General features: G+C 62.1%; 14 protein-coding genes and 4 pseudogenes. 10 read left to right on the plus strand and 8 right to left on the minus strand.

Annotated elements, in window-relative coordinates:
- Positions 1 to 2: 2 nt before the first annotated feature.
- Positions 3 to 929 carry a MerR family transcriptional regulator gene (locus HU736_RS13875; protein ID WP_103435989.1) on the minus strand — a complete coding sequence of 309 codons (927 nt, stop codon included), beginning with the start codon at positions 927 to 929 and terminating at the stop codon, positions 3 to 5.
- A 215-nt stretch (positions 930 to 1,144) separates the two neighbouring features.
- Here HU736_RS13875 and HU736_RS13880 point away from each other — a divergent pair, with 215 nt between their 5' ends.
- From HU736_RS13880 to HU736_RS13895, 4 genes are all read left to right on the plus strand, one after another.
- Positions 1,145 to 1,717 (plus strand): putative antibiotic biosynthesis monooxygenase, encoded by a 573-nt coding sequence (locus tag HU736_RS13880; RefSeq protein WP_103435988.1) that lies wholly within the window; start codon positions 1,145 to 1,147, stop codon positions 1,715 to 1,717.
- Between the two features lie 73 nt (positions 1,718 to 1,790).
- On the plus strand, positions 1,791 to 2,483 hold the full coding sequence (folM, locus tag HU736_RS13885) for a dihydromonapterin reductase (protein WP_186701367.1): 693 nt from the start codon (positions 1,791 to 1,793) through the stop codon (positions 2,481 to 2,483).
- A 9-nt stretch (positions 2,484 to 2,492) separates the two neighbouring features.
- On the plus strand, positions 2,493 to 2,789 hold the full coding sequence (locus HU736_RS13890) for a DUF1244 domain-containing protein (RefSeq protein WP_186701366.1): 297 nt from the start codon (positions 2,493 to 2,495) through the stop codon (positions 2,787 to 2,789).
- A complete protein-coding gene (locus HU736_RS13895) occupies positions 2,782 to 3,123 on the plus strand; it encodes a HopJ type III effector protein (RefSeq protein WP_186701365.1) in 342 nt (113 codons plus the stop codon). The genes HU736_RS13890 and HU736_RS13895 overlap by 8 nt, the downstream gene beginning before the upstream one ends.
- Positions 3,124 to 3,163: 40 nt before the next feature.
- Here the strand turns inward: HU736_RS13895 and HU736_RS13900 are convergent, their stop codons facing one another.
- From HU736_RS13900 to HU736_RS21870, 3 genes and pseudogenes are all read right to left on the minus strand, one after another.
- Entirely contained in the window at positions 3,164 to 4,072 is a 909-nt protein-coding gene (locus tag HU736_RS13900; protein WP_186701364.1) for an alpha/beta hydrolase family protein, read from the minus strand.
- Positions 4,073 to 4,149: 77 nt separating this feature from the next.
- Complete coding sequence (gene fabV / locus HU736_RS13905; protein WP_186701363.1) at positions 4,150 to 5,361, minus strand: enoyl-ACP reductase FabV; 1,212 nt, start codon at positions 5,359 to 5,361, stop codon at positions 4,150 to 4,152.
- 86 nt (positions 5,362 to 5,447) lie between these two features.
- Positions 5,448 to 5,736, minus strand: a pseudogene (locus HU736_RS21870) (LysR substrate-binding domain-containing protein); the annotation flags it as partial.
- Positions 5,737 to 5,939: 203 nt separating this feature from the next.
- Between HU736_RS21870 and HU736_RS13910 the strand changes: the two are divergent.
- Positions 5,940 to 7,118, plus strand: a complete 1,179-nt coding sequence (locus tag HU736_RS13910) for an acetyl-CoA C-acetyltransferase (protein ID WP_186701362.1) — start codon at positions 5,940 to 5,942, stop codon at positions 7,116 to 7,118.
- Between the two features lie 60 nt (positions 7,119 to 7,178).
- On the opposite strand, the gene HU736_RS13915 is transcribed toward HU736_RS13910, so the two are convergent.
- Complete coding sequence (locus tag HU736_RS13915) at positions 7,179 to 7,898, minus strand: SDR family NAD(P)-dependent oxidoreductase (protein ID WP_103435981.1); 720 nt, start codon at positions 7,896 to 7,898, stop codon at positions 7,179 to 7,181.
- 108 nt (positions 7,899 to 8,006) lie between these two features.
- Positions 8,007 to 8,975 (minus strand): annotated as a pseudogene (locus HU736_RS13920) (5-methyltetrahydropteroyltriglutamate--homocysteine S-methyltransferase); the annotation flags it as partial.
- Between the two features lie 251 nt (positions 8,976 to 9,226).
- Here HU736_RS13920 and HU736_RS13925 point away from each other — a divergent pair.
- A complete protein-coding gene (locus HU736_RS13925; RefSeq protein WP_186701360.1) occupies positions 9,227 to 10,765 on the plus strand; it encodes a methylenetetrahydrofolate reductase C-terminal domain-containing protein in 1,539 nt (512 codons plus the stop codon).
- 13 nt (positions 10,766 to 10,778) lie between these two features.
- On the opposite strand, the pseudogene HU736_RS21875 reads toward HU736_RS13925, so the two are convergent.
- Positions 10,779 to 10,937: pseudogene (locus tag HU736_RS21875) on the minus strand (LysE family translocator); the annotation flags it as partial.
- Positions 10,925 to 12,088, minus strand: coding sequence for an MFS transporter (locus HU736_RS13930; RefSeq protein ID WP_189691837.1), 1,164 nt, complete (start codon positions 12,086 to 12,088; stop codon positions 10,925 to 10,927). The gene HU736_RS13930 and the pseudogene HU736_RS21875, both read right to left, overlap by 13 nt.
- A gap of 184 nt (positions 12,089 to 12,272) precedes the next feature.
- On the opposite strand from HU736_RS13930, the gene HU736_RS13935 reads away from it, so the two are divergent.
- The 4 genes and pseudogenes from HU736_RS13935 (at position 12,273) to HU736_RS13950 (ending at position 15,448) form a co-directional block, all read left to right on the plus strand.
- A complete protein-coding gene (locus tag HU736_RS13935) occupies positions 12,273 to 13,241 on the plus strand; it encodes an AraC family transcriptional regulator (protein WP_101316326.1) in 969 nt (322 codons plus the stop codon).
- A gap of 11 nt (positions 13,242 to 13,252) precedes the next feature.
- A pseudogene (tnpC, locus tag HU736_RS13940) lies at positions 13,253 to 13,711 on the plus strand (IS66 family transposase); the annotation flags it as partial.
- A 77-nt stretch (positions 13,712 to 13,788) separates the two neighbouring features.
- The gene (locus HU736_RS13945) at positions 13,789 to 14,139 is read left to right on the plus strand and encodes a metalloregulator ArsR/SmtB family transcription factor (protein WP_103435978.1); all 351 of its coding nucleotides are present in this window, start codon (positions 13,789 to 13,791) and stop codon (positions 14,137 to 14,139) included.
- A 19-nt stretch (positions 14,140 to 14,158) separates the two neighbouring features.
- Entirely contained in the window at positions 14,159 to 15,448 is a 1,290-nt protein-coding gene (locus HU736_RS13950; protein ID WP_186701358.1) for an arsenic transporter, read from the plus strand.
- The last annotated feature ends 7 nt before the right edge of the window (positions 15,449 to 15,455 follow it).

The raw sequence follows: 15,455 nt of genomic DNA on the forward strand, positions 1-15,455 counted from the left end.
CTTCAAGTATCGAGCTGACCGGCCAGATACTGGCGCAAGCGTCGGCGCATCAGGCTGACCTCGGCTCCCAGGCAGACCACCGCACTGCCGGCCAGCGTGTCGTGAGCAAACTCCGCCGCCTCCCCTGCCAGCAGTAACGGGCAACCCAAGCCCAAACGTGCCAGGCGCTTACCCAACTCGGCAGTTGGCCGCTGATTGGAGAACAGCACCACCGCATCCGGCTCCAGCTGCCGACAGATCAGCGCCAGCTCCTGCAGCGGCTGACTGGCCGGCAGCAGTACCACGCCGATTTCTTCGCTGCCGAGCAGCAGCCCGGCCACCAGCAACTCCAGCTCCTGCAACGCGGTTGACAGCGGCGCCAGCACGACGCGCTGGCGCCGCGGTGCCCGCGCCAGCTGGAGGCGCATCAGCACCCGCCCGCGCAAGAACTGGTCGAGAAAACCCCACTCACTGGCATGACCAAAACCGCGCGGCGCCGCGCGCAGCGTGTGCCAAACCGGCATGAATATGTCGTTGAAGACCTGCTCCTGGGTAGTACTGGCAAATACCTGATCGAACAAACGATCGAGCCCAGCGCCGTCAAAGCACTGTACTGCCTCGCGCACCTGGGTACGCCACCTGGCCAGGTCATCGGCATTGCTTGCAGCACTGCTGTCCTGCGCCAGCGCCTGGCCACGGGCGAGAATGCTGCCGACCTTGCTCACCGCCACGCCGCGCTCAAGCCAGCCGAGAATGCTGCGTACCGCGTCGACGTCGGCCTGCGAGTACAAGCGGTGGCCGCTGTCGGTGCGAGTTGGCTGGATCAGGCCGTAACGACGCTCCCAGGCACGTAGCGTCACCGGGTTGACCCCGGTCAGGCGCGAAACCTCGCGGATTGGAAACAGCTCTTGGTGGTCCAGATCGGCTATAGGGAGTGCCTGCTCGTTCATGCGTGGTGAAAACCCGGATTTGATTAAACAAAGCACATTCTACGCCGGGACGGGCAAACAAATAACCAACCGTTCGCCCGCTGACACTGACGAGTCACAGTTTATCCGCGATAATCCGCGCCTGATTCTTGCATGCATGCCTGCGTCGCCCACCACCCCGGGCGCGCAAGCCTAAGGGCCGGCTACCCGCCAGCCCTGTCGCCAGGAGATACACAATGTCTACCCCACCCGTAACCCTGATGGTGTCGCGCCGCGCCGCCCATGGCCGCTACCAGGACCTGCTGACCTGGCTGCATGAAGGCGAGCAGCTGGCCACTGACTTCACCGGCTACCTTGGCTCGGGCATCCTCGCCCCGCCCGGTGATGGCGACGAATTCCAGATCATATTCCGTTTCACCAGCGAGCAGACCATGCACGCCTGGGAGCATTCGGCCTCGCGCCGCGCCTGGCTGCAACGCGGCGACGGCCTGTTCGAACGCCCCAGGGAGCAGCGCGTCAGCGGCATCGACGACTGGTTCGGCGCCAATACAGTGCAAAAGCCGCCGCGCTGGAAGCAGGCCGTGGCAATCTGGCTGGCGTTCTTCCCGGTCTCGCTATTGTTCAACCTGATCTTCGGCCACTGGCTCGGCGCACTCGACCTGCTGCCACGGGTGCTGCTCAGCACGTTGGGCCTGACGCCAGTCATGGTCTATGTATTCATCCCGCTGTCGACGCGGCTGCTGGCCAGCTGGCTACACCCGGCGCCAGCCGCCAGCGCAGAGCCCACGCGCGGGCTGCGCAGCCGCTGAGGCGCACCCCAGAGGGAAGCAGTTCGGGTATGCTGGGGCATCACTGCCTGCACACAAGTAGACCGCCCTGAACATGAACAGCCCCATTCTGATCACCGGAGCCAGCCAACGCGTAGGGCTGGCTCTGGCACTTGAACTGGCACAGGCCGGCCATACGGTGGTCGCTGCCAGTCGCCATGTCCATGCGCAATCTGCGCACCCCAACATCGTCCAGTTTCGCGCCGATCTGTGCCAGCAGGCCGACCGCGACGCCCTGATCGATCACTTGAGCAGCCACTACGACGGCCTGCGGGCGATCATCCACAACGCCTCGGTGTGGCTGGATGACGACCTGGTCAATCTTGAGCTGATGTTCCGCCTGCACGTCGAGGCGCCCTATCACCTCAACCTGGCCCTGGGCGACATGCTGCGCAAGGTCGACAAGGCCGACATCATCCACATCTGTGACGAAACCTCCTCGCGCGGCAGCAAGAGCCATATCGGCTACGCCGCGACCAAGGCCGCGCTGCAGAACATGGTGTTGTCGTTTGCCGAAAAGTACGCGCCGACGGTGCGCGTCAACGGTATCCTGCCGGGGTTGTTGATCCTCAAGGAAGGCGGCGACGAAGCCTACCGCCAGCAGACCCTGAAAAAAGCCCTGCTGGAATTCGAACCCGGCGCCGGGCCGCTGATCGAGGCTGTCAAGTACCTGCTCGACAGCCACTACAGCACCGGCAGCCAGGTGGTCATCAACGGTGGCCGCCACCTGAAGAACCGCATGATCTGAGAGAAGCCCATGACCCCACAACAACAGCTCGAACTCGAGGCCGCCGCGTTTCGCCGGCTGGTCGATCACCTGCAAAAACGCACCGACGTGCAGAACATCGACCTGATGAACCTGTCCGGTTTCTGCCGCAACTGCCTGTCCAAGTGGTACAAGGCGGCTGCCGATGAGCAGCAGGTCGAGATCAGCCTGGATGACGCCCGCGAAGCGGTGTACGGCATGCCCTACGCCGAATGGAAAGCCCAATACCAGAAAGAAGCCAGCGCCGAACAGCAAGCGGCGTTCGAACAAGGAAAACCCCGTGACTGACTTGAACACCCTGCGCGCCAGCCTCGAAAGCGGCGAACACGCCTTTGCCGACACCCTTGCCTTCATCGCCGAGCACTACAGCTATCAGCCGCAGGCGTTTACTAACGGTAACGTGGAAAACGCCGCCGGGCAGAACGAAGGCTCGTGCAAGACCCTCGGCATGGCCGCGCTGGAAGGCTTGAGCGACCGCGAAGCGTTGCTGGCCTTTGGTGAGCATTACCGCAGCGTGGTCGCCACGCCAGATGGCAGCGACCACGGCAATATCCGTGCGTTGATCGCGTATGGCCTGGCTGGGGTGAAGTTCGCCCAGCAGCCGCTCAAGCGCCTGGCTTGATGACAATGGGGCTGCCTGCGTAGCCCCTTTGCTTGCGGCGTCAGCGCAGCCGCTGGCCGGGCGTGCTCGGTGACAGCTGGCCGTGTTGCAACCATTCCAGTGCAATCGGCCACAGCGTCTGCCTGAATCGGTCATGAAAGAAGGCAAAGTGGCCGATCTCGGCGACGCGTAGGTCTGCCGGGGCAATCCGCAGATGCGCGGGTTGCGCCTCGCTCAGATAAGCCAGTAAACGCTCGGTAGCAGCCACCGTACCGAACGGGTCATCGCTCAAGCTGATCGCCAATGTTGCCGCGCGCACCTGAGCGAATGGCTTAGCCGCCAGCAAGCGCCCGCTAGGACGCTGTTCGTACGCAGGCGTGGGCGTACTCCAGTCAGCGACAACCCCGGCCGGGGTATCTTCCAGCCAACCCAGGCGCTTGCCCGGGAAATAGCCCATCACCTTGGTCAGCAGCGGCATTGCCACATGCCATTTAGCCAACAAGCGCCAGCGCTGCGCCACGGCATAGTCGCGCCAATAGGCAAACTGCGCACCGACCATCACCACCCGCCGCACCTTCTGCGCCGAGGGCGCCAGGCCTACCGCCCAACCGCCGAAGCTGTGCCCGACCACATCCACTGGCTGCCTGGGGAAGTGCTCGGCCGCATACTGCAGCATTGCCTCGAAATCCAGTTGCCCCCAATCGCTCCATGACGCCGTGAAGCCACGCAACGACGGCGGCCGTGATTCGCCGATGCCGCGATAATCGAAGCACAGCACATCGCAGCCCTGGGCAAACAGGTAGTCGGCAAAACGCGAGTAGTAAGCGCAGCGCACCGAAGTGGCCGGGTTGATGATCACCAGCGGGCGCTGGGGATCAGGTCGAGCATGGCGCCAGACAAAACCGCCGAGGCTGTAGCCATCGGCGGCTTTGTGGCGCAGGGCGCTGGCGGGTTGGGTCAGGCTGCTCATGGCGGGCTCTTTGTTGGGGTCCGCTCACGCTAGCAAAATTTCAGCCCCACGCCATCACCAAACACACGCTTTGCAGATTACAGCTGAACGCAGTCGAACTGGACGTCGGTCGCCACGTCTGCGTCGTAGTCGACGTCAGCGCGCTCGAAGCCGAACAGGTTGAGGAACTGCTTCTTGTAACCGGCGTAGTCGGTCATTTCGAACAGGTTCTCGGTGGTCACTTGTGGCCACAGGGCCTTGCACGCGTCCTGGACATCGTCGCGCAGTTCCCAGTCGTCCAGGCGCAGGCGGCCTTTTTCGTCGACTTCAGCCGGCGCGCCGTCTTCTCGGAACAAGCGGTCGCGGAACATGCGATCGAGCTGGTCCTGGGTGCCTTCGTGCAGACCCTTTTCCTGCATGATCTTGAACACCATCGACAGGTACAGCGGCATTACCGGGATCGCCGAGCTGGCCTGGGTGACCACCGACTTGAGCACGGCAACGTTGGCGCCGCCCTTGATCTCGCTGGCGAGCTTCTGGTCCAGGCGCAGGGCAGTGTCGTCCAGGTCCTGCTTGGCCTTGCCCAGTGCACCGTGCCAGTAGATCGGCCAGGTGATTTCGGTGCCGATGTAGCTGAACGCGACGGTACGCGCCTGCTCGGCCAGCACGCCGGCATCAGCCAGAGCGTCGATCCACAACTGCCAGTCCTGACCACCCATGACGGTGATGGTGTCGGCGATTTCCTGCTCGGTGGCCGGCTCGATCGAGGCTTCGGTGATCACGTCTTTGTTGGTGTCGATGGCAGTCGACTTGTACGGCTGGCCGATTGGTTTGAGCGACGAGCGAATCACTTCGCCAGTCTGTGGCAGCTTGCGCACAGGCGAGGCCAGCGAGTAGATGACCAGGTCAACCTTGCCGCCCATTTCGTTCTTGATCAGCTCGATGACCTTGGCGCGGGCTTCATCGGAGAAGGCGTCACCGTTGATCGACTTGCTGTACAGGCCTTCAGCCTTGGCGAACTTGTCGAATGCAGCAGCGTTGTACCAGCCGGCGGTGCCTGGCTTGGTTTCGGTGCCTGGCTTTTCGAAGAACACGCCGAGGGTATCGGCTTTGAAGCCGAAGGCTGCAGTGATGCGTGCTGCCAGGCCGTAGCCGCTGGAAGCACCGATCACCAAGACCTTTTTCGGACCATCATCGCGCACGCCCAGCTTGCGGGTGGCTTCGATCTGGTCACGGACGTTGAGCTCGCAGCCCTTCGGATGGGTCGTGGTGCAGATGAAACCGCGAACCTTGGGATGAATGATGGCCAATGTCTGTACCTCGTCAGGTTTAGGCTAGGGAGCCGCGCCGCGCGGGCCGGTTCCGTTTGATCTGAGGGTGAGACTACCCCCGCAAGTTATCCGACACATATTACGGGCTGACGGGGGGTGGTTCCAACCGCAGATCGCCCCAGCTGCTCACGCAGCCACCGCATGAACGCCCGCGCCAGCGGGTCATCCTGGCTGTCGAGGTGCACCAGGCACGCCCCACGCCGGGCCCCTGACCCGCTGCGCCGACAACGCCTGCAGTAAACCCTGCACCGCTGCGCGCTGGGCCAGCAACTGGCTGACCAAGGCCACGCCCAGGCCCTCGCAGGCAGCATCCAGGAGCAAGCCCGGATCAGAGAAGTTCAGCCCCTTGCCCCGTGCAGCTCAACATTGACGCCATTGCCGATGGTCGCGGAGGCATTCACTGCGTCACTCATCAGTGTCCGGCCGTTTGAAGGAGTGATTGATTTGCTTTCCAGATCAATGGCAAAGAAAAACAAACTTAACAAATGAACCGTTTGCACCGATGCTGGGTGACACTGCGTCGCCTCGTCGCGCTACCTTCATCGGAGAACAACAACATGCATGAAGTCGTCATCGTCGCCGCCACCCGCACCGCCATCGGCAGTTTCCAGGGCGCTCTGGCCAGCGTGCCGGCCGTCGATCTGGGCGCAGCAGTAATCAAGCGCCTGCTCGAACAGACCGGGCTCGACCCAGCACAAGTCGACGAGGTGATCCTTGGCCAGGTGCTGACCGCCGGTGCCGGGCAAAACCCGGCGCGTCAGGCTGCGGTCAAAGCCGGCCTGCCGTTCAGCGTGCCGGCGCTGACCCTGAACAAAGTCTGCGGCTCGGGCCTCAAGGCCCTGCACCTGGCGACCCAGGCGATCCGCTGCGGCGATGCCGAAGTAGTGATCGCCGGCGGCCAGGAGAACATGAGCCTGGCGCCCTACGTCATGCCCTCGGCCCGCACCGGTCAGCGCATGGGCCACGGCCAGTTGATCGACAGCATGATCAGCGACGGCCTGTGGGACGCCTTCAACGATTACCACATGGGCATCACTGCCGAGAACCTGGTCGACAAGTTCGACATCAGCCGTGAGCAGCAGGACGCCTTTGCCGCCGAATCCCAGCGCAAGGCCGTCGCCGCCATCGAAGCCGGGCGTTTCAAGGACGAGATCACACCCATCGTGCTGCCGCAGAAAAAGGGCGAGCCAAAGGTGGTCGAGCGCGACGAGCAACCCCGCCCCGAATCCACCGCCGAAGCACTGGCCAAACTGCGCCCGGCGTTCAAGAAAGACGGCAGCGTCACCGCCGGCAACGCCTCCAGCCTCAACGACGGCGCAGCGGCGGTACTGCTGATGAGCGCGGCCAAAGCCACCGAGCTGGGCCTGCCGGTGCTGGCCAGGATTGCCAGCTACGCCAGTGCTGGGGTTGACCCGGCGATCATGGGCATTGGCCCGGTGTCGGCAACCCAGCGCTGCCTGGCCAAGGCCGGCTGGCAGTTGGCCGATCTGGACTTGATCGAAGCCAACGAAGCCTTCGCCGCGCAGGCGCTGGCGGTGGGCAAGTCGCTGGAATGGGATGCCGACAAGGTCAACGTCAACGGCGGCGCCATTGCCCTCGGTCACCCGATTGGTGCATCCGGTTGCCGCGTGCTGGTAACCCTGCTGCACGAGATGATCAAGCGTGATGCCAAAAAAGGCCTGGCGACCCTGTGCATCGGTGGTGGTCAGGGCGTGGCGCTGGCGATCGAGCGCTAGGTTGGCGATGTGTGAACCGGGCTGGCGGCGTGTGCCGGCAGCCTGGCTGCTCAAGAAGGTTCAGAAGCGCTCGTCAGCGATGGCTGGCAGAGTCAGCTCACGTACGTAGCTGGCTGGCGACAAGCTGAGCAATGTGCGCACCATCAGCACCACATCGTGCACCGGAATCAACTCCCCTGCACCGCGTGCTGCGGCTTCGGCCAACGGCACTTCAAGGCCATCTTCGGTATTCAGATAGCCAAGATTGAGGCAGGTGACGCCGAGCTGTTGATCTCGGTAGCCTTCGCGCAGCGCTTCGGCGATACCGCGCAAGGCGAATTTCGATGCGCCAAAGGTAACTTCAGGGCGACCGCTCTGACTCAGGCCGGAGGTCGAGCCGGTGAGGATGATTCGCGGCGCTTGGCTGCGTAACAGAACCGGCAGCAGACGTTTGATCAGCAGGATTGTCGCGGTGATATTGCAGCTGACCATGTGCTCCAGCTGCTCATCATCGTCGCTTGAAAAACTGTAGCCGGCTTCGAACGCCTGCGTCTCCCACAAACCAAGGTTGTAGATCAGGGCATCGATACCGCCCGCCTCTACTGCATGTGCAATCTGCTGCGCCGCCAACTTGGGCTGGCCCATGTCCGCTGCGATCCACTGCACTGCAATGCCATCGCGAACCGGCAACGGTTCAGGCTGCGTGCGTGACACCCCGATCAGCGTATCGCCCGTTGCTCCCAGCCCGTCGATCAATGCCTTGCCCAGCCCTTTGCTGGCACCCACCACCAGAACTTTCATCCCAACACTCCCTGTAGGCCGGATGGCCGAGCGGCATCGAAACAGAACTCGGCAGGTGCGGCAAAGCCAGGTTGTATCTGGATATGAACAGTGGCTCGCCTGCTACGCGGCGCGAGCCTGGGCTAAGTCCGATTGGTTGAGCGCCTTGGTCAGCAGTGCTACCTGCTGGCACTTGTCAGCGGCGAGGGCGAGCTCATTGTTGCGCTCGGCATCGTCTTGCTCGTCAGCGCTATGCAGCAGTGGGCACGATGGCGCGACCCACAACCGGTCGCCCAGGCGCTCGGCGGCGAGGCGCAGTACGTGCAGCGCGTCGTCCAGGTTCCAGTGCCCGCTGTTGCGGCCACTGACTACGCCCAGCGAAAGCACCTTGTACGCCGGCAGGCGATCAAGAATGGTCGGGAATTGTTCAGGGGCCTGCACCAGGTCGATGTGCAGGCCGTCGACCGGGAGATTGGCGGCCAGGCCGAGGTTGGCGTTCAGGCCGCCAAAGTAGGTCGCGACCAGCTTTTTCAGCGGCGCACGCTGAAGGATGTTGTAAACCCGCTCGTAGGCATTCTTCCAGGACTGTGGCAGTTCCAGCGCCAGGATCGGTTCGTCGATCTGTACCCACTCCACACCTTGCGCAGCCAGCTGGTTGAGGATCTGGTCGTACAGCGGCAGCAGGCGATCGAGCAAGTCCAGTTTGTCGAAGTCGCCACCTTGGCATTCACCCAGCCACAGGTAAGTCAGCGGGCCGAGCACGACTGGCTTGACCGCATGGCCGAGCGCTTTGGCCTCGTTTACCTCTTCAAGCAGTTGCTCCCAGTTCAAAGCGAACTGCTGATCAACGCTGAGCTGCGGGGCCAGGTGGTGGCTGTTGCGGTCGAACCACTGTGTCAGCTCCAGCGCGTGGTCGCTGACTGGCAGCAGCTCGATGCCTGCGTCTGTCTGCAGCTGCCAGTGCTTGGCACGCAACTCACGGCCCACCGCACGCAGGCCGGCTTCATCCAGCGCGCCCGTGAGGAACGCCTGCTGGGCCTTCTTCAGTTCGGGATCGCAGCCGATGCGTGGAAAGCCGAGATTGTGTGCCAGTGCCATGAGAGGTGTTCCTTGCCGTTGAATTTCAATGGGGCAAGTCTGTGGGAGATGCGATGCTGAGACAAACTCATATAATTTATGATCATCTCAAGAAATTCTCATACAGCGCTTTGACGTACACCGACTTGAGATTGGCCCAGCCGCGCCATGGCATGTCTTTTCCACACCTGTCACCAGCGCAATCAGACAAGCCAACCTCACCCATCTGCCGCACAATGCCGGCCAGATCCACTGCCGCTGCCGAGCCCCGCATGAGCCTGCTGAAAACCGCGCTGCATGAGCACGCCTTCGTCTGCATCATGGAATTCGTGCCCAAGCCCTCTGCCGAGCGCTTCGCCGCGCTTGAAGCGATCATGGCCCGCAAACAGCTGTGCGGCTGGCCACTGACCGTGTCCATCGGCGACCGCGTCGGCAGCCCGTTAGATATGTCACCGCTGGACGCCTTCAATTCGCTCGCCACACCCGTACCCGCCCTGCTGCATTTCTCCGGTAAGGCCCGTGAGCGCCATGACCTGCTCAGCCAGCTGCAACACATGGATGCCGCCGGCCTCGACCAGTTGCTGATACTCACCGGCGACCGCTTGCCCGGGCACACGCCCGGCCAACAGCCGGTGCGCTACCTCGAGTCCGTCCCCGCCCTGCAGATCGCCCGCCAGGCCCGCCCCAACTGGCTGCTCGGTGCAGCCCTGAACCCGTTCAAGTACCGTGAAGAAGAAGGCGCTGCGCAGTATCTCAAGGCAGAGAAAAAGCTCAGTGCCGGTGCTGACTTCCTCACCCTGCAGCTCGGCTACGACGATCAAAAACATCAGGAAGCGCTGCAGTGGATGGCTCGTCAGCGCACACCGAAACCGCTGATCGCCTGCCTTATGGCGCTCACCCACGGGCGCGCGCAGATGCTCGAACACGTTGCCGGCGCCGTCGTCACTCCGTCCATGCGCGACGTGCTCGCGGCTGAGCTGGCAGTGTCCAAAGCGTATGCCCAGGCGCGCAGTATTCAGCGGCTGGCGTTGCAGGTGGTCGGTTTGAAATTGATGGGCTATGCCGGCGTGCACCTGTCCGGAGTGCATGAGCTTGCCCAGTTGCAAACGCTCGAGCGTGAACTGGGGCAAGTGCTGGCAAGTGTTTACACCCTTGAACAATGGGCGCCTGCCTGGACTGCCAGCTGGCAGATGCCGGACCTGCCCGCAGTGACCTTCACCCCGCCCGGCGCGGACTGGAGGCTTGGCCAGTCACGGGTCAGCGCCAGCCCGCGGGAGCGGGTTCGCTATCGCTTGTTGTCGGGCATGCACGGGTTTTTGTTCGACCACGAGAACTGGGCCAGTCGTGCGTTTGGCTGGGCGGTGACCAGACCTTTGTGGGCGACACCTGGCGCCGCACGCCTGCTGCATGGCCTTGAGCGCGGCGTCAAAAGGCCCTTGGTGGGTTGCGACACCTGCGGCAGTTGTCGCCTGCAAGACACGCTTTATATCTGCCCAGAATCCTGCCCCAAAGGTCTCGCCAACGGCCCCTGCGGCGGCACCTCGCTGAACCGCTGCGAGTTCGGTGATCGCGAGTGCGTGCATGGCGTGAAGTACCGCGTGGCGAAGACTGTGGGCGAGACCGATGTGCTGCGCGAGCGATTGATCCCTTGCGTCGAAGTCAAGAACCGCCACCGCAGCTCGTGGCCGGTGTGGTTTCAACCGGCGCCGGTGGTCAAGGTTGAGCCGGTTGCTGGGGTGGCTGCGGTGCGGCGGGCTGCTGGTTCGGAGTCTGTACGGCGTAAGATAGAGATTGCTGAGATGGATAACTGAGGCTGCCGACGAGTCACTCCAGCGGCGTACGCTTTTGACTCAATGCCGCAATCGAAACGCCAGATGCGACAAACGTGAGGCCTGGGCCCACGTTCAGCCCATTTACCAGCCGTGGCCGCTGGTACAGGTAGCGAGATAACACTGTGACGAAAATGCCCATCAAGGCAAAACCCCTTTCAGCACAGCTCCATCTACCGCAGGAACTCGCACACGCAGTGCAATCAGCAACGCGGCCAGCAGCATCAGCACGGCCGCCGCCACGAATACGCCTGCGCTGCCACCGAGGCTGAACATTGCCCCACCCGCTGCTGCGCCTGTGGCGATGGCCGACTGCACAGACGCTACCACCATGCCTCCAGCGCTCTCCGCTTGATCAGGGACCGCGCTGGCAACCCAGTTCGACCATGCCACCGGCACACCCCCAAAGGCCAGGCCCCAGACCGCCAGCAGTACAGCCTGCCCTGGCACCGAAGCTGGCAACAAGACCAGCGCCAGTGCCGCAACGCCTACCAACGCTGGCATCAACACCAGGGTGGCCAATGGGTGACGAGTGAGCATCCACCCGGCCACCAACGTGCCGACAAAGTTCGCTACACCAAAACCCAGCAACATCAGCGACAGGCCCTGCGGGCCAATGCCGGTCGTATCTTCGAGGAATGGCCGAATATACGTGAACATCGCGAAGTGGCCGCTGTGCACCAGCACACAACCGAACATCCCCATAGCAATGCCTGGGCGCTGCAACACTTCAAGCACCGTACGCAGGCGTGCCGGCTGACGTGGCGCAAGACTCGGCAGCGTAAGCGACTGGAAAACCAGGGTCACCACCCCCACCGCCGCCGCTGCAAAGAACGCGCTGCGCCAGCCATAGAGCCCGCCCAGATAACTACCCAGCGGGACCGCGACCACCGTCCCGACGGCGATGCCGCTGAAAATGATCGAGAGCGCTCGCGGCAACAAAGCCACGGGCACCAAGCGCATCGCCACCGCTGCCGCCATGCTCCAAAACCCACCAAGCGCGATGCCGAGCAAGATACGCATCAACAACAGCACCGCGAAACTGGAGGAAACGGCGACCAGCAGGTTGGATGCGATCATCAACGTGGAAAACCCCAGCAACACCCAGCGCCGATCGATACTTCGAGTCAGGCCTGGCACCAACAGGCCAGCGAACAGCGCCACCACCGCTGTCACCGTTACCGCTTGGCCAGCCAGCGCTTCGGACACCCCCAGCTCGGTTGCCATCGGCGTCAACAGGCTGGCCGGAAGGTACTCAGCGGTCAGCAAGCCAAACACGCCCATCGCCAACGAGAATACGGCCATCCACGCTGGAGTTATGGGTTCTGCATACGGCGCGGCGCCGCGACGGCTGTCGGGTAAGGCATTGCATATAAGGTCAGTCACTTCATGGATCTCCCAATCTTCAATTGCGACCGGTAGTCTAGGCGCGAGAATCCGGATGATCTATGATCGAAAAACTCAACTTTTTGATTAAAACACCGGATCGATGTCGACAGACCAATTTGCCCTTTCTTCCGACCTCATCAACGAGCTGTTGCGCGGCATGCGCCTGCGCGGTGTCGAGTACCGCCGTATCCAGGCGGGCCCAGCCTTCGGCTTGGCCTTTGCTGCCAAACCCGGGCATGCTTGGTTCCACTTCCTGGCGGTCGGCAACGCGGTGCTACGTATGGAAGACGGGACGACCTATGCGCTGTCCGCCGGTAACGCCGTTTTCATCTGCCATGGCGCGGCCCATCACTTGCTCTCGCATACGCAGGTACCCGTGCAGGACATTGATCTGCTGGACGGCGAGCCTCTCGGCGAAACCGTAAGCGCGGTGGACACCGGAACCGATCCCGGCTCCATGCCGACCACGCTTTTGTTCAGTGGATGCATGGAATTCGAATTGGGCAGCCTCCATGGCCTTGGCAAGCTGATGCCTGGCCTGATGCTTATTGATGCCGGCGGCCAGCGTTACCCCGGGCTGGTGCCTATTCTCACCACCATGGAGCGCGAGGTCAGCGCCGCACGCGTTGGCTTCGCCGGCATCCTCGCGCGATTGGCCGATGTGGTCGCCGCCATGGTCGTTCGCGGTTGGGTCGAGTGCGCCTGCGGCAACGCCTCCGGCCTGGTTGCCGCTCTGCGCGATCCTCGGCTGGCAGGTGCACTTCTGGCGCTTCATCAGCAACCGGGCCGAGACTGGACCGTCGAGCAGTTGGCGGAGCAATGCAATACCTCCCGCTCGGTCTTTGCCGAGCGCTTCCAACTGACGATTGGCATGAGCCCACTGCGCTACGTTACCGAAGTGCGAATGCGGCTTGCCAGCCAGTGGCTCACGCTGGAAAGAGTACCTATTGAAGAGGTCGCGCAGCGGTTGGGCTATACGTCTCAGGCGGCCTTCAGTCGGGCGTTCAAGCGAGTTACGGGCACGACGCCTGGGTTGAGTCGCAGGTTGAGGCAGTTGGCTGCCACCTGAAGTTGAGGGGAATTAGTGCCGAGCCGGAAAGCACCGAATGTGTCTGCGGCTGCCAACTCCAACGCATCGGCGAAGACGTCAGCGAGAAATTGGATTACACGCCGGGGGTGTTCACAGTTGAGCTGCATGTGCGAGGCAAGTGGGCCTGCCGCCAGTGCGAAACACTCACCCAGGCGCCGGTGCCCGCCCAAGTGATCGACAAGGGCATCCCCACTGCCGGGCTGCTTGCACATGTGTTGGTGGCCAAGTTCTCCGACCATCTGCCGCTGTACCGGCAAGAAAGGATCTTTGGCCGAGCAGGCTTGGCCATCCCGCGTTCAACACTGGCTCAATGGGTAGGGCAAACCGGCGTGCAGCTCCAGCCCTTGGTGGATGCGCTGCGCGAAGCAGTGTTGACCCAACACGTTGTGCATGCTGATGAAACACCCGTACAGATGTTGGCACCAGGTGAGAAGAAAACGCACCGCGCGTAGAAAAAAGCTGCTTCCACTGAGGTATTTATATCTGTAAATTCGAATATGTGCATAAACGAATATACAGGTCGGCCATGTCCTTTCAGCCCCACACGTTCTTCAAATGCCTCGGTGATGAAACTCGCGCCCGAATCATGCTGATGCTCGCTGCCGAGGGAGAGCTATGTGTCTGCGAATTGATCTGGGCGCTCGACGATCACCAACCAAAAGTGTCCCGACACCTTGCTCAGTTGCGCACCTGCGGGCTGCTGGAAGATCGCCGTCAGGGCCAATGGATCTATTACCGCCTTCATCCAGAACTCCCTCAGTGGGCAGTGGAGGTACTCCACACGACCCTTGAGGCTAACCGTTCCTGGCTCGGCGATGATCAAGGTCGCCTTGCTTCGATGGAAGGTCGCCCAGTACGCCAGGCTTCCTGTTGCTAAGTGTTTCTGGAGAACTGACATGCTGTTGGCAATTTCAATATTTCTGGTCACGCTGGTACTGGTGATCTGGCAACCCCGTGGACTTGGCGTTGGCTGGAGCGCGTCTGCTGGGGCGGTACTCGCATTGTTGACCGGTGTCATCACGCTCAGCGATATCCCAGTGGTCTGGCACATAGTGTGGAATGCCACGGCAACGTTCATCGCGGTGATCATCATCAGCCTTCTGCTGGATGAGGCGGGCTTTTTCGAGTGGGCAGCACTTCATGTGGCTCGCTGGGGAAGAGGCAGCGGCGCACGCCTGTTTGCACTGATGGTGCTCTTGGGGGCAGCGGTTTCGGCCCTGTTTGCCAATGACGGCGCAGCATTGATACTGACTCCCATCGTGATCGCGATGCTGACCGCGCTCCGCTTCAGTCCAGCGGCGACCTTAGCTTTCGTGATGGCTGCCGGTTTCATTGCCGACACTGCCAGCCTGCCGCTGGTTGTCTCGAACTTGGTGAACATCGTCTCTGCCGACTTTTTCGATATCGGATTCGCCCGGTACGCCTCAATCATGTGGCCGGTGAATCTGGTCAGCGTCGTGGTGACCCTGGGCATGCTCTGGTTGTTTTATCGAAAGGAGGTGCCGCTGGAGTACTCGCCGGAGCAACTAAGGCGGCCAGAAAAAGCCATCAAAGATCGTCATACGTTCCTTGCAGGCTGGTGGGTGCTGGTACTTCTGTTGCTGGGGTTATTCGTCCTTGAGCCGCTTGGTATTCCTGTCAGTGCTGTCGCCGCCGCATGCGCCTTGGTGCTGCTGATCATTGCCGCAAAGGGGCATGTGATCTCGACACGCAAAGTGATGTTCAACGCCCCCTGGCAAGTCGTCCTGTTTTCGCTTGGCATGTATCTGGTGATCTACGGGCTGAAGAATGCCGGGCTGACTGAAGGACTCAGCTCGCTGCTTGGCACCTTCGCCGACCATGGCCTGTGGGCTGCCACGCTGGGTACCGGTTTCACCGCCGCGCTGCTGTCATCCGTGATGAACAATATGCCCAGCGTGCTGATCGGTGCCTTGTCGATCCAGGGCAGTGGGGTATCGGGACTCGCACACGAGGCCATGGTGTACGCCAACATCATTGGCTGCGACCTCGGCCCGAAGATCACCCCCATCGGCAGTTTGGCCACGCTGCTCTGGCTGCACGTCCTGGCCCAGAAAAACATCCGCATCACCTGGGGTTACTACTTCAAGGTTGGCTGCGTACTCACCTTTCCCATTTTGCTTACGACACTGGCAGCACTTGCCGTGCGCTTGAGCATCAGCGCTTAGGAGTTGC

The organism is Pseudomonas shirazensis (assembly GCF_014268785.2).
In the GTDB taxonomy this organism is placed as follows: Bacteria; Pseudomonadota; Gammaproteobacteria; order Pseudomonadales; family Pseudomonadaceae; genus Aquipseudomonas; species Aquipseudomonas shirazensis.

Bases quoted from the DNA above. Each gene is read 5' to 3' on its own strand.
- folM (WP_186701367.1), top strand. From the start codon at position 1,791: ATGAACAGCCCCATTCTGATCACCGGAGCCAGCCAACGCGTAGGGCTG.
- HU736_RS13890 (WP_186701366.1), top strand. From the start codon at position 2,493: ATGACCCCACAACAACAGCTCGAACTCGAGGCCGCCGCGTTTCGCCGG.
- HU736_RS13950 (WP_186701358.1), top strand. From the start codon at position 14,159: ATGCTGTTGGCAATTTCAATATTTCTGGTCACGCTGGTACTGGTGATC.
- HU736_RS13880 (WP_103435988.1), top strand. From the start codon at position 1,145: ATGTCTACCCCACCCGTAACCCTGATGGTGTCGCGCCGCGCCGCCCAT.
- HU736_RS13875 (WP_103435989.1), bottom strand. From the start codon at position 929: ATGAACGAGCAGGCACTCCCTATAGCCGATCTGGACCACCAAGAGCTG.
- HU736_RS13945 (WP_103435978.1), top strand. From the start codon at position 13,789: ATGTCCTTTCAGCCCCACACGTTCTTCAAATGCCTCGGTGATGAAACT.
- HU736_RS13915 (WP_103435981.1), bottom strand. From the start codon at position 7,898: ATGAAAGTTCTGGTGGTGGGTGCCAGCAAAGGGCTGGGCAAGGCATTG.
- HU736_RS13930 (WP_189691837.1), bottom strand. From the start codon at position 12,088: ATGGCCGTATTCTCGTTGGCGATGGGCGTGTTTGGCTTGCTGACCGCT.
- HU736_RS13900 (WP_186701364.1), bottom strand. From the start codon at position 4,072: ATGAGCAGCCTGACCCAACCCGCCAGCGCCCTGCGCCACAAAGCCGCC.
- HU736_RS13925 (WP_186701360.1), top strand. From the start codon at position 9,227: ATGAGCCTGCTGAAAACCGCGCTGCATGAGCACGCCTTCGTCTGCATC.
- HU736_RS13910 (WP_186701362.1), top strand. From the start codon at position 5,940: ATGCATGAAGTCGTCATCGTCGCCGCCACCCGCACCGCCATCGGCAGT.
- HU736_RS13935 (WP_101316326.1), top strand. From the start codon at position 12,273: ATGTCGACAGACCAATTTGCCCTTTCTTCCGACCTCATCAACGAGCTG.